At 45.7% G+C, this 13,934-nt stretch carries 13 protein-coding genes; all 13 read right to left on the bottom strand.

Features of this window, described 5'->3' with window-relative positions; all coding sequences use genetic code 11:
• Positions 1-2 precede the first annotated feature (2 nt).
• The 13 genes from VV089_RS24735 to VV089_RS24675 all read right to left on the bottom strand — a co-directional run bounded on the left by VV089_RS24735 (position 3) and on the right by VV089_RS24675 (position 13,708).
• On the bottom strand, positions 3-1,007 hold the full coding sequence (locus VV089_RS24735) for an ABC transporter permease (protein ID WP_334337789.1): 1,005 nt from the start codon (positions 1,005-1,007) through the stop codon (positions 3-5).
• Entirely contained in the window at positions 1,007-2,503 is a 1,497-nt protein-coding gene (locus tag VV089_RS24730) for a sugar ABC transporter ATP-binding protein (protein WP_334337788.1), read from the bottom strand. Before VV089_RS24730 ends, VV089_RS24735 begins: the two co-directional genes overlap by 1 nt.
• Before the next feature lie 99 nt (positions 2,504-2,602).
• On the bottom strand, positions 2,603-3,622 hold the full coding sequence (locus VV089_RS24725) for a substrate-binding domain-containing protein (RefSeq protein WP_172542990.1): 1,020 nt from the start codon (positions 3,620-3,622) through the stop codon (positions 2,603-2,605).
• 328 nt (positions 3,623-3,950) lie between these two features.
• Entirely contained in the window at positions 3,951-5,162 is a 1,212-nt protein-coding gene (locus VV089_RS24720) for a DUF1848 family protein (protein WP_334337787.1), read from the bottom strand.
• A 74-nt stretch (positions 5,163-5,236) separates the two neighbouring features.
• Positions 5,237-5,602 (bottom strand): hypothetical protein, encoded by a 366-nt coding sequence (locus VV089_RS24715; RefSeq protein ID WP_172542988.1) that lies wholly within the window; start codon positions 5,600-5,602, stop codon positions 5,237-5,239.
• Positions 5,589-6,071 (bottom strand): type II toxin-antitoxin system HicB family antitoxin, encoded by a 483-nt coding sequence (locus tag VV089_RS24710; RefSeq protein ID WP_172542987.1) that lies wholly within the window; start codon positions 6,069-6,071, stop codon positions 5,589-5,591. The genes VV089_RS24715 and VV089_RS24710 overlap by 14 nt, the downstream gene beginning before the upstream one ends.
• Positions 6,072-6,090: 19 nt before the next feature.
• Positions 6,091-6,351: a type II toxin-antitoxin system HicA family toxin gene (locus VV089_RS24705; protein ID WP_172542986.1), complete on the bottom strand. Its 261-nt coding sequence runs from the start codon at positions 6,349-6,351 to the stop codon at positions 6,091-6,093.
• A gap of 91 nt (positions 6,352-6,442) precedes the next feature.
• A complete protein-coding gene (bioA, locus tag VV089_RS24700; protein WP_334337786.1) occupies positions 6,443-7,642 on the bottom strand; it encodes an adenosylmethionine--8-amino-7-oxononanoate transaminase in 1,200 nt (399 codons plus the stop codon).
• A 246-nt stretch (positions 7,643-7,888) separates the two neighbouring features.
• Positions 7,889-8,584, bottom strand: a complete 696-nt coding sequence (gene bioD / locus VV089_RS24695; RefSeq protein ID WP_442891623.1) for a dethiobiotin synthase — start codon at positions 8,582-8,584, stop codon at positions 7,889-7,891.
• Positions 8,577-9,545, bottom strand: a complete 969-nt coding sequence (gene bioB / locus VV089_RS24690; RefSeq protein ID WP_334337784.1) for a biotin synthase BioB — start codon at positions 9,543-9,545, stop codon at positions 8,577-8,579. Before bioB ends, bioD begins: the two co-directional genes overlap by 8 nt.
• A 54-nt stretch (positions 9,546-9,599) precedes the next feature.
• On the bottom strand, positions 9,600-10,154 hold the full coding sequence (locus tag VV089_RS24685; RefSeq protein WP_172540385.1) for a biotin transporter BioY: 555 nt from the start codon (positions 10,152-10,154) through the stop codon (positions 9,600-9,602).
• Between the two features lie 160 nt (positions 10,155-10,314).
• Positions 10,315-11,637 (bottom strand): 5-methylcytosine restriction system specificity protein McrC, encoded by a 1,323-nt coding sequence (locus VV089_RS24680; protein ID WP_334337783.1) that lies wholly within the window; start codon positions 11,635-11,637, stop codon positions 10,315-10,317.
• Positions 11,612-13,708 carry an McrB family protein gene (locus tag VV089_RS24675; protein WP_334337782.1) on the bottom strand — a complete coding sequence of 699 codons (2,097 nt, stop codon included), beginning with the start codon at positions 13,706-13,708 and terminating at the stop codon, positions 11,612-11,614. Before VV089_RS24675 ends, VV089_RS24680 begins: the two co-directional genes overlap by 26 nt.
• Between the last annotated feature and the right edge of the window lie 226 nt (positions 13,709-13,934).

Genomic DNA, 13,934 nt, shown 5'->3' with positions numbered 1-13,934 from the left:
TTCTATCTGCTATGCAGCTTCTTTTTCAATGTGTTGTTTTTTCTGATATAATCCAGCAGAACTGCCGCAAGTATCACTACTCCCTTTGCCACATACTGCCAGAAGGAGGCAACATTCAGCATATTGAGGCCATTGTTCAATACCCCGATAATAATTGCCCCAATCAGCGTTCCGCCTACGGTTCCCACTCCCCCTGCAAAGCTGGCTCCCCCAAGAACCACTGCCGCTATGGCATCGCACTCATAGCCCTCTCCTGTGGCCGGAACGCCGGCCGAGAGCCGGGCACTTAGGACAATCCCTGCCAGTCCGGCCAGAACTGCCGAAAGGATATAGACCAGAAGCTCTATTTTTGCCGTGCGGATTCCGGCGAACCGGGCTGCCATACGGTTGCCGCCCAGAGCGTAAATATGTCTTCCGAATTTTGTTTTATTGAGAAGCAGATAACAGATAAGCATTACGGCAAACATATAAAAAACCGGATACGCTATGGGCCCCAGATAGGAGGTTCCAATCACGCAGAACTGCTCATCCGACACCCGGATAGGACTTCCGTTCCCCAAAAGCATGGCCGCTCCCCGTATAATCGTCTGGGTGGACAGGGTTACTACGAATGGCGCTATGCTGGTGGCCGTTATAATCGCCCCGTTAAATGCTCCAATCAGAATGCAGAGAAGGACAGACACCAGGACAGCCGCTGCCGCAGACCACTCCCAATTCGCCATGGCATAAGCGGCAAACACTCCCGAAAATGCAACCACCGGTCCCACGCTCAGATCAATCCCACCTATCAAAATCACAAAGGTCATTCCGAAAGCAAGAAAAGCGTTGGTCGATATCTGTCTTAAAACATTCAGCAGATTGGAGCCTGTCAGAAAGTTGTCTGACAAGGTAGAGGTAACCGCCATAATTACCAGCAGTCCCACAATGATTCCAATGTTTCGTTTCATATAGTCTCTGATGGGAGCCCATATGACGCTTCCCATTTTACCGCTTCTGTTCCCAGCCATTACAAATCTCCTCCTCCCAGGCAGTAATTCATAATATTCTCCTGTACAAATTCCGCCTTATCATTCAAAATTCCTGTTATCCTGTGGTTCTTCATAACAATCAGCCGGTCGCTGGTGTTGATCACCTCCGGCAGCTCCGATGATATGAGAATGATGGCCACCCCTTCCTTTGCCAGCTCGTCAATCATGGAGTAAATCTCTGTCTTTGCGCCGATGTCAATGCCCTTTGTAGGTTCATCCAGAATCAGAACCTTTGGATTGGTCGCCAGCCATCTGGCGATAATCGCTTTCTGCTGGTTTCCTCCGCTCAAGTTTACAATATGCTGCCGGCTGGAGGATGCCTTGACTCTAAGCTTCTTCATATACTGCTCTACAATGTCCCTCTCCTTTTTCCCGTTCACCCTCATCAGACGGATAAATGCCTGCAGCACTGCCATAGATATATTGTATCCCACCCCCATCTGGGGAATAATCCCCTGTTCCTTGCGGTTCTCGGGAACCATCACAATTCCCATGTCAATCGCCTGGGCCGGATTTTTTATGGTTCTTTTCTGTCCTTCAAATACAATCTCTCCTCCTTCTGGCTGAAGCAGTCCGAAAAGGGCCAGGGCCACCTCTGTCCGTCCGGCTCCGATAAGGCCCGTAACCCCCAGCACCTCGCCCTTTCGAAGTTCAAAGCTTACATCCTCAATATAGCCTTTTTTATAAAGGTTTTTTACGGTAAGAATCACTTCGTTCCTGGGTGTATGGGTGAGCGTGTAATAATTTTTAATTTCCCTTCCCACCATGTCATATACCATCTGCTCCCGGGTAACCTCCTGTATCTCCTTGGTGACAATAGACTGTCCGTCGCGAAAAACCGTTACCCGGTCGCAGATTTCCACAACTTCTTCCAATTTATGGGATACAAAGAGGGTGGAAATGCCTCTTTCCTTCAGATTGCGGATGATCTGGTACAGAAGCTTTACTTCCTTGTCACTCAAGGAAGAGGTTGGCTCATCCATAATAATCAGCCTGGAATTTCTGGAAAATGCCTTTGCTATCTCCACCATCTGCTGTACCGCTATGTCCAGCTTATATACCTCCTCGTCCAGAGGCAGATCCAGATCCAGCATGGAAATGATCTCTTCCGCCTTTTCCCTTGTTTTGGCTGCGGAATACAGATCTCCTTTTCCGTCCTCAAATCCCAGCATAATATTTTCGTACACCTTCATATGGGGTACCAGACACAATTCCTGGTAAATGACACTGATCCCCCTTCTAAGGGCCTGGCTGATGCTTTCCTTTCCACAGGCCTGCCCCAAAAAAGAAATCTGTCCCTCCTCCGGCATATGTACGCCTGCCAGTACCTTTATAATCGTACTCTTTCCTGCCCCGTTCTCCCCAATCAGTCCATGGACCTCTCCCTGCTTTATGGTCAGATTCACCCGGTCCAGGGCCTTTACACCGGGGAATATCTTCGTAACCCCTCTCGCTTCCAGCAATATGTCTGACATAAAACACTCCTTCCTCAAAGAAACAGGACGCCCAAACAAGCTTCCTTCCTCACTTTGTTTAAGCGCCCTCAGATCTCAGCTAAAAACATTTCCTTTCGTTTAGAAACCTTCGTATCCTTCTACATTTTCAATTGTAAGGAAATTTATCTCCAGAAGATTCTCATATTCATAGGGCTCGCCCTTTGCATTTTTCATAAGAAGCTCAACAGCGCCCTTCCCCATCTCAAAGGGCTGCTGCGCCGCTTCGCCCGTGAGTTTTTTGTCCTTAATCAAATCTGCATTTGTCTGCTGGCCGTCAACTGCGTATACTTGAACGCCTTCTAGTCTGTTGGCAGCTTCCAGAGAGGAAATAGCTCCTTGAGAGGAACCGTCGTTGATGCAGAATACCACATCGAAATCCGGATAAGCCTGGATCATATTGTCCATAACCGTCATGCCCTTATCCATAAGGCCTGAACAGGGCTGCTCCGCAATAATCTCAAAGCCTTCGCGGCCGGCTACTGCCGCCTTAAAACCTTCATAGCGGTCTATGGTGCACTTAATCTCCGGATGAGTCAGCGCTATTATTTTTGCGCTTTCCAGGGTATTGACTACATTTTCGCCGCAGGCATAGCCTGCCGCATAATTATCGGAGGCAATATATGCAATGGTCAGTTCACTCTTAGCGCATTCCGCATCTACGGAAACCACCGGAACGCCTGCCTTGTCCGCCGCCTCCAGGGCCGGTGTAATCCCCTCAAAGTCCACAGGCATCACAATCAATCCGTCAATCTCCTGCTGCAGCAAATCGTCTACCTGGGAAATCTGTTTTTCAATATCGTTATCTGCATAATAAGCTATCAGTTCAATACCATTGGCATCACAGGCTTCCTTCATGCCGTCATAGAGAGGAACCATAAAAGGATCTGACTTCATAAAGGCCACGCCCACCTTTGTAAGCTCTCCTGACGCAGCTTCCGGGGCCTCTTCCTGCTCCGTCCCGCCAGGCGCTTCGGAATCTGACGGAACTTCCGAAGCCGCCGGAGCTTCTGCCTCGGCCGGCTGTTCGGTCTTAGAGCCGCATGCCGCAATCGAAAATACCATCACTGCCGCCATCATCATTGCTATCACTTTTTTCATAGTCTTTACTTCTCCTTCCCATTTTCACTTTTTAGCTGAGATTTCTTTTTTGATGCTTTTATTATAGTTCCCTCTTCAAAACTTGTCAATATTTATTTTTAAAAATGAAATTTAATTTGTTCATAATATGTCACTATATACAATATATTTATTATTTTCTACTATAATTTGCAATTTTTACCTATTTTTTATTGAAAAATTTATATATCCGAGAAATTATAATTTCATTTTTAAGATATTAATTTAAATATATTGTTTTCGTTTTTTATTTTTAAAAAAGAAAAATCAGCCATAATTAGCTGATTTTTCCAAATGTATAGATGCTGTTTTACTCCGTTTCCGGATAGTCCCTGTCCTTCCAATACCACCATTTTAATTTTTTCGGATCAGGCTGTTCGTGCTCTGCGTAATAGACGGCGCAGCGGAATACGTAGAGGACGCATTTGTCATCCTGGAAGCCTTTTTTCAGACAATCCAGGTGGTACAGCTCCTCCGGATCTCTTCCCTTTAAATCCGCCACACACCGGATTCCAATATTGTTGAGGTGCTGTTCCATATTTGCGCCTATGCCTGGGATTCTTTGAAGATCTTCGACCTTCTCCCTTTCAAAAAGCTCCATCTGCCCGGCCTTCAAGGACTTCACCTTCCGCTCTGTCACCATGTCCTCCGGCTGGATTCTTCCGCACAGCAGCGGCGCATTCACATCATACAGGGCCGCATTCCTGCCTACCTGTTCAATGCTTCCGTTGGCATAACAGTAGCGGCATCCGTTTTTGCAGGTGTCGTAGGTTCCCACCTCGATGCTCTCCAGGCAATTGCAGGCCTCTCTCTGATTCTTGTCCTTGCTTCCTGCTATTTTGCAGCCGATGAGTTTTTCTATCAATGCCTGGTCAATACAGCTTCCGGGCATCACGCCTGCCTTTTTCAGATCCGTATGCTCTGCGCAGGCTTCTATGGACATATGGTTTTTCCTGGAAATTGCCGCCAGTTCCTGGGCAAATGATATCATTTCTCCCCCGGATGGCATTTGAAGGGCCAATTCCTTCATTCTTCCTTTTGCTTTTGCATAGAGATCCACAAAGCTGATAACTGTTTTCTGTGTATATCCCTTCAAGCTTCCGGCGATTTCCTCAAATGCTTTCAGATGATATTCCGGTGTATACACGCTGTTGAACAGAATGGGATCGTACCGCCACACGACCCGGTCCGCCCCGATTTGATCCGAAAGTCTTTGAAATACACCGAGCATATGCTCACGCTTATGGGGGATTCCCGGCTCCAGGTCTTTTCCATAGCCTGTGAGCGTGAATTGGAAATAATAGGTATACTCCTTTAATTCCTCTAACCGTTCAAGCATATTTTCCGGATTCTTCGTCCAGAATACGATACAGTCCACTACATCAGGCGACAGAGAAATCCTGCTGATTTGATGGGGATTAAAAGGATTTCTTACGTACAGGAAGCCTTCCTTAATTCGATTGTAAAACCAGTCTGCATAATAGTTGGGGATGTCTGTTCTTCTGCTGACGCTTAGTATCATTTCAGCCGCCTTTCCGCCTGTTTTCCTAAAGCAGGCTGTCTAATGCAATAGTAATCGGACAGCCCCAAATCTCTTTATATTTTTTCCGCCAGTTCCATTTTGTTATATCCCATAATAAGAAGCAGCTCATCTAAAGAATTTAATAATGCTTCTCTTGCCATCGGAACTAGTTTTTGTTGTCCTATTCTATCATAATCATCAGGCAGTAAATCTAATTCAAAAATAATATCTGCAAGCAATTTTATTGCCAGTTTTTCATCTTTTGTACCAACATTTAATTCCATATTTAATAAAATAGTTTTATCTTTTTCATTCTTTGGCGTCTTCATCTTAGCTTTGCATTCCATATTAAGCTCAAACTTTTTTGTTAAATCTCGAGAAACGGAAATATTGGAACAAATTATTTTTTGTTTTATAATTTTTGCACTAATTTCCTGCATATACAAAGCTCTCCTTTTTCGACCAGACTGGCGTATCACTATAGATTGTGGTAAGTCCGATATCCTCTTGCCTTTCCCAATCTATTTGTTTGAATTCATATGGTATATATATTACAGTTTCTTTCGTCTTATCTTTTTCTTCAAAGGATTGATGAAGCGCCTTTATTACATATTGGTTTAACGTTATTTTTTGCTTTGCCGCCGCTAATGCAGCTTTTTTATGCAGTTCAGGAGGTATCCTGACATTAAAAGTTCCTTTGAATTCTTTATCCGGATTTTTGCCTATTTTCTCACACAGCTCCAAATAATTTTCAATGCTTTGTTCAAACATCTCTTTTAATTCCGTAACTGATGTTCCATGAAAATTCAAAGAGTCTGTGATGCCAAACACTTCTCCAACAAATATATTATCTTCCGCATCATATTCTATGGAAGCATGATATCCTTTATATTCCAGCATTGAATTCATTGTATCACCTCTTATCAGATTATCCTAATTCTCCTATGTCCTTTAAAAACCGTATAGTTTTTTCAATCTGGTATCTATATAGCTCATTTCCCGGATGTGGTTGATCAAACTGCAGAATCCTTTTTGTTCCTTTGTGGACAAACCCTATCCCAGAGCCTCTTCCACCTGAAAATTTTTCACAATCACATTTTCCCATAAGTAAATCTAATTCTCTGGTTGTAAAATTTTTAGGACTTGGTTTTCTGCATAGCTTTTCAAGCAGATCCTTCTTCTTAGGCATCTATCATTATCACCACCATCATCACCCTTTACGCAACTATTTTTCAGTTGCTTCATTTTACCACTATCTTTCTGCAATTTCAATCCTATTTTTATCTGGCAAACCATTCCTTCATCGTCCCCAGCACCTTCACCAGCTCTTCCTCGGAAATGATATAGGGAACCATGGCATAGAGATATTTCAAGAAGGGCCGGCTGAACACGCCGCGCTCATAGGCAAACTGCTGATATCCGGCAAGCACAGCGGCATCCTTTACCTCTATGCATACACAGCCGCCCATGATTCGGACTTCCTTAATCTGCCTGTGGGAAAATCCCATCATTTCCCGTCTGGTAATCTCTTCAATCCGCCGGATCTTCGCCATATAATCCTGGGTTTCAAAAAGCTCAATGGATTTGAGCGCCACGCTGCAGGCCAGGGCATTCCCCATAAAGGTCGGGCCGTGCATCAAAGCATGCTCCGGACTGTCGTCATAGAAGCCGCGAAAGACCTTTTCATTGGCAACGGTAACTGCATGGCCGATATATCCACCGGTCAGGGCTTTGCCAAGAACCAGAATGTCCGGCAGAACCAGATCGGCTGCGAAGCGGTTTCCGGTACGGCCGAAGCCGGTTGCAACCTCATCAAAAACCAGCAGGACATCGTACTTATCGCACAATTCTCTGGCGCGTTTCAGGAAGGAAACGTCATACATCCGCATTCCGCCAGCTCCCTGGAGGAGCGGTTCCACGATAAAGCAGTTCAGCCGTCTGCGGTATTTCTCAAATGCCTGCTCCAGAGCTTGAATTTCCGTTGGAATGTGCACAACGTATTTGCTGGGGCCGTAGGCATTGAGCACAAAATGATAATCCTCGTCGTCGCCGGCCTCCATGGTTTTGAAGGTATCGCCGTGATAAGCATGATTCAAGGCAAGAATCATGGTGCGCTGCTCGTCACCCCGGTTCATATAGAACTGAAGGGCCATTTTCAGAGCAACCTCTACTGCTACGCTGCCGGAATCGGAAAAGAAGGAATAGTCCAAATCCCCTGGCAGGAAATCCTTCAGCTTTTCCGCCAGCCTTTGTACCGGCTCATGGGTCAGTCCGCCCAGCATTACGTGGGAAAATTTTTCCGCCTGGGAAATGATTGCCCGGTTCAGCTCCGGGTGCTTGTAGCCATGGATGACGCTCCACCAGGAGGATACGGAATCTATCAGCTTCTGGTCTTCGGTGTATAGGTAAACGCCTTCGGCGTCTACGATTTTATAGGGGGCTTTCATGGTTTTCATCTGTTCGTATGGATACCAAATCATATTATTTCTCCTATTCCAGTTCCGTAATATCCCTCAAAGCACACGGGTTTGAAATCAATTTCCAGCCGCCAAAAACATGCGTCTGTAAATTGATTTGTGCACTGTGATGGATATTACTGTTTTAAAGTCGCTGTGCGACAGCACTAAAGGGGTAAAGCCGCTTCGACACACTGGTTATGAGAGAAACTTTTATTCGAAAAGGCCCTCATAAAAGTTCCTCTCGTGCGCCTTTGCGACTTTACCGTCTTATCTAAGTTCCGTATCGTATAACTTTTTCAAATCCTCCGCAGAAATGTCAAGCTCTGTATCTCCCTCCTGTACACAGGCGATTACCCGGGCTCCGGTCAGATGCTCGCACATGTTCCGATTATCCTCCTGCATCACATCCCCCGGCTTAAAATGATTAAAAATAATCCCTTTCAAGGGAATGCCCTTCTCTTTCATATAAAATGCAGTCAGACCTACGCTGTTGATAGTACCCAGCCCGGCATCTGCGACAAGCAGGCAGCCTGCGCCGCAGGCCTTTATCACATCCGGCAGCCAGATTTCCTTTTCGTCAAAGCAAATGGGGCACAGAATTCCTCCGGAGCCTTCCAGTGTCACGTATTCATAGCGGCTGCAAGCCTTCCGAAAGCCCTCCAGCACCACCTCAAGCCGGACTGGATTGCCTTCTATCCTGGAAGCCAGGTGCGGCGAAACGGCTGCCTCATAGACGTAAGGGCACATTTCTTCCAGTGGCTGGTCAATTCCGGATACCTCTTTTACAAAGAGGGCGTCGCCGGGAATGAGGCTTTTGTCTGCTCTGCGCTCGTTTCCGCTCACGGCTGCCTTATAATAGCCGGCCCTGCTTCCGCTTTCTCTCAATTTTTTTACAATCAGGCCGGAAACATAAGTCTTTCCAATGTCAGTCCCGGTTCCGATGATAAAGAGCACTTTACTCATTTCCATACCTCACTTCATAGCCCAGTTCTTTAAGAAGTTCCCTGTCTGTCTCCACCGTAATGCCGGCCGTGGTGAGCATATCGCCGGAAATGGCTGCGTTTGCCCCGGATCTAAAGCAGCTTTTCCCCTTGTCTCTAAGAAGGCCCCGGCCTCCTGCAAGGCGGATGGAAGCATCCGGAAGTATGAACCGGTAAACTGCCGCAATCCGGCACATGTCCCATTCGCTAAGCCGCCTGTTATGTTCAAAAGGTGTGCCCGGAATGGGATTCAGCATATTGACCGGCACGCTTTTGACGCCAAGCTCCCTTAAGGTCAGCGCCATATCAATGCGATCCTCTACAGTCTCTCCAAGTCCCATAATGCCGCCGCTGCACACGGAAAGGCCCGCTGCCTGGGCCGCCTGGATAGCACAGATCTTCTCCTCAAAGGTGTGAGTGGTACACACATTTGGGAAATTCCGGCGTGAGGTTTCCAGATTGTTGTGAACTCTTGATACCCCGGCTTCCTTTAATTTTCGATATTGTTCTTCATTCAGAAGGCCGAAGGAGACGCATACGCTGATGCCGGTTTCTCTTCGAATCTGCCGTATCGTATCGCACATCTGCTCCACTTCCCGGTCAGAGAGCCGCTTTCCGGAGGTGACGATGGAATAGCGGAGCACGCCCTGCTCATCGTTCTTTTTGGCCTGCGCCAGAATTTCTTCCGCGGAAAGCAGGGGATATTCCTCGGCCCCTGTATGATTGTGCGCAGACTGAGCACAGAAGCGGCAGTTCTCTGAGCAGCGTCCGCTTTTTCCGTTGATGATTGTGCAGAGATCAAATCCATTGGAGCAAAAATGAGCCCGGATTTCATCGGCTTTTTCGCATAGTTCCTTTATGGGCTGTGAATAGAGCCAGAGAGCCTCTTCTCTGGTGATTTGTTTTCCTTGCAGCACTTCATTTCCTAAAGTTGTGATATCCATCTGTTTCTCCTATTCCAGTTCCGATGTATCCCTTTAATTTGCATCTTAAAAAAATTATATTTTTCCTTCCCTCACCAGCGGAATCATCCGCTTTCCCAGGATTGCTCCCACAATGCACAAAAGAATATCGCCAGGCACCGCAAGAAGGAAACAGTATAAAAACAAGGGCCAGATTCCAATGGGAGTGTTCAGATAGAAATTGCTGATTAGATAATAATACACCATTCCGAATAGGTATACAATTGCAAGGCCGGCAAAATTAGCGCCCAGAAGCAGCTTGTATCCGGGCCTGTTTGAGCGGTTGGCAATGACTCCCGTAACAAAAGCCCCCACTGCAAATCCGATGATATAGCCAAAAGTCGGCTGAAAAATATAGCCGATTCCTCCGCCCTGGGTAAACACCGGAAGACCCACAAGGCCGAGAACAATATAGATGCATACGGCAAGCGCACCTCTTTTTCCGCCCAGCAGCAGGCCGGCAAGCATGGTGAACAGGACTTGCAGGGTAAAGGGAACTACCGGAACCGGAATCTTGATAAATGCGCCTACGGAAATCAGCGCTACGAACATAGCGCATAGGATCATGTTTTTTGTCTTTTCATTTCGCATACTGTGTCTCCTCTGACAGAAAATAAAGGCTGGTCCTGTGCAAAGAGGCCTCTTTTTCCTTTGTGGTCAATGTTTTTGGTTTACGGAGACAACTATAGCATGTTCGGGGGTGATAGTCAACCACTTATTGATATTGGTTGACTATTACTTAATTGACTATTCATCTCCCTACAGCAAACTCTTTCACAAATTCCTGCTCGCCTGCCTGCATTCTAAATGTAAACTCCTCATAGTTTTCCGCATTAACAGGAATTTTCAATCCATGCTTCGTGACACTGACATCCTGCCTGGGCATTACATTTTTTTCATAAGTAGATCCCTTGTTCATCCAGAGCCTCAGATCTCCGGCTTCTTTTGCTTCTGGATAAAGATAGTAGCCCGATTTGGCATCGAATCTGAACATATAAGCCAGCATCTGCAGATAATCTCTGCTGCCAATATTCTCTACAGGCTTGTACTTGGCATCGGCAATTATCCTTGTTTTATCATCCTTACTGATAAAATCAGGATAAATCAGTCCATAGCTGCCGTCAAAGAGACGCTGCGCACCTTTGCCGCCCTTATTCATTGGATGATAAAAAGTCTCCGCAATAAGCAGGCTTACATATTCCTCCCATAACCATGCCCCGTCAAACAGAATTCCGTATATCTGCCGTGACCCCAAACCAATCTGATGTTTCCGGCGCTGAAGGATCAAGAGGCATAACCTCTGAAGGGCAAGATATTCCCGGAAATACGCATGCCGGACCGTATTCCTTTTATTCCAATCAACCATTTTCTGCCGATCATATGGCTCGTACCCCGGAGTGGCCTCTATAACAAGTTTTACCTCATCCTTTACCTTGATAAGAAGGTTTTTCCCATAGGGCTTCCTCTTTATAAACTCTATGGTGTGGCGCACCAGCTCCATCAGGGGATTGTCATAGGAGAATTCTCTCTGACTGTAGGCCGCATTCCCGATAAAAGGAGTATTTTTTTCAATATGCCTTGCAATGTCAACTGCTCCTTTTACATTTCCGTCATTGTAACTGCGGCGGATGTATCTTTTGTAAACCCCCTTCCGCATAGCTGTCTTAAGATAATGCGGGAACAGGAACAGCAGGAACTGAAACAGCCGGCTGTCCTGGCTGGCATCTGTCTCCAAATTCACAATATTAGGGAAATCCAGCACCCGGTCAAGGAGATACCAGAAAAAGTAATCCTCGCCCACTCCTCCAAAGCGGGATTCGATGATAAGCCGCTCATCGCCGCAGCCAAGGAATCCCATCACATTTCCGGAACGATAAGTGTCATTAATTCCCTGAAGAATCATCTGTTCCTGTGTGATATCCTCAGCAGCCTTGACCATCTCTGGGAACACAAATATGCCTTCTCGTTCCAGCCGCTCAAGCGTCTTGTCCGCAATCCTGCCTGTAAGAGTTCCAACATCGGAAAAAACAGCTTTTTTCAGCTGTGAATTATCCTTGATCCTGAGCACCTTCATCCGCATCACCTTCCATTGGCTTCTTGTAACCGTATGCTTTTGCAAATCTGTTCATAAGCCCTTCCTCATCGTACATTCCCTGAATGTACTCCTGCAGAAGCGGCTGCAGATAATCCGTCCAAAGCTGGTCAAAATCAAGGGTCTTAAGCTTCAAGAAATAGGAAGCGCCAATTTGGTAATTTTCATTCAGCTCCTCACAATTTGCGATTTCCTTATTAAGGGCAGCCATCCGCCTGATGGCTTCTGCTTCCAGTTCTTCATCTTCCAGGGACGCCAGCATCTCCAGACGCTCATCCGCCTTGAGCTCCACGAACCGGAACCGTCTGCGCATAGCAAAATCAAAGCTGTCTACAGAACGGTCAATATCATTCATGGTGCCAATGATATAGACATTCTCCGGAATATAAAATTTATCATCCGGATCGGAATGCAGGTTCGCATATTGAGTGGATATCTCACCGGATCTGCCGCGGTATCCCGGATCAACAGCAAAGAACAGCTCTCCGAAAATCTTTGAAATCTCACCGCGGTTGATTTCGTCGATGATGAAGATATATTTTTTCAATTCCTCCTGCTTTGCCTCTGCTTTTGAAACCGTGCCCTTTTTTGCCTTGATTGCTTTGTAAATGGAAAAGTAATAGGAATATGCCTGTGTTGCAAATGTCTTTCCAAAGAATGTTGTAATATCTTTTATTTTCTCAAACTTCTGTCCGGATTCAAGCATCTTCTTGATGTCATCGAGATTCAGGGCAAGCTTGTTAACAGTGGCATTTCCCGGAATGGAAATATTTATGTGCTTGTCATCTACGCTTGTAATGGTGAACTCATTTCCGTTAATGGTTTTAAAAGTATCCACGCCAAGCTCGACGTTTGAAAAGAATTCCGTCATTGATTCCTGGACAGACAGCTCTTTTTCTATGGTTTCCTTGGATTTCTGGGAATTTTCGTAGTTTTTTCTGGCACGTTCAGCAAACTTTTTAAAGATGCCGTCCTGCAGCTCAAAGCCCATAGTGCCGTCATCATTTACCTTTGGCCTCAGTCCTTCAACAAAGTCCGAATAGTCGTAGCTTGGGTGGAACTGTACAAACTCAACCTGCTTTTTCTGCTCATCCGTAAGAAGTATGTACTCATCAAAATAACCATTGCTTATAATGTCTGCCGCAATCTCTTTTGCAAGATATGACTTGCCTGTACCCGGCGCCCCTCGGAAAATCAAGTTCTTTGATTCTATCAGCATGGAGGAAAAGCGGTTCCTGTACCCTTTAAACTGCTGAACCAGCTCCTCCCGGGCAGAAGCCTCGCTCCTGGCAGCCTCTGTCTCTTTTTCATCTTTTTCACGGTAGTCCAGAATAAATTTATCTCCCGGCCCGCCGAAACGCTTCAGACATTCTTGAACAAAAATAATTGTGGAAAAAATGTTCCAGCAATAGATAACAAACTGACTGCCGTTATCATAGCCGTAAGTCAGATATTCTATCGTATTCCGATGCTTCTTGAACTCATCCACACTTGGATAGATGCCTCGTATGACATTGCTTTCCGGACTGTACCTGCAGACAGGGAAATCCGCCTTTTCTTCAACAGACAGATCTGCAATCTGCTTCTCAAATATCTGACAGGCAATGCGCGGCATCGTCTGATTTGAATTTCTTCTTTCTCCTTTGCTGTAAGAACGCCGGATCATCCCACCGTCTGCGTTCATAAAATATGCATCAAGAGGCTTATAGTTATCACCGAGACTTAAGTTGTCCATTGTGAAGCGCTCGTCCGTGGATTCTGCACTGTCAGCAGTAACAACCAGCCGGAACTTTTCCTGCTGCTTTGTTTCTATATGAAAGCCCTGGCTTTCCAAAAAATTCTTTGCTTCTATGGCGTTAAATCCCTCCGTTGAAATATCTGTACCGTTTGCAATATGGGCAGCCACAGCCGCCACATACTTCGGCGGATACTTTTTTCCATTCTCAGCTGCAAGCTCGTACTTCGTGCTCTGGTTGTGAGAAGGCACTCCGTTCTCATCGATATACTTTAAGGCATCGATAATATCCTGTTTTTTTATTTTGAAAATAGCCATGCTGCACCTCCTGCTCCGGCGTTTTGTTCTTATCGGCAATATTACAAAGACCTGTGCGTTTTCAAAATAATAATTTGTAATCTCCCTCGTTCTTTCATTATCATAAAATACCTTTTTCATTTATCCCCATTATAGCTTTCATGCTATATGGAATCAATATAATCCTTGGAAATTATATCATTCTTCAAAAGACAGCAACTGCCGAAAAAATCCTTTCTACTATTTT

The sequence above is a fragment of the Candidatus Merdisoma sp. JLR.KK011 genome, from assembly GCF_036941125.1.
Classification (GTDB): domain Bacteria; phylum Bacillota; class Clostridia; order Lachnospirales; family Lachnospiraceae; genus Laedolimicola.
This window is presented reverse-complemented; position numbering and strand designations above follow the sequence as displayed.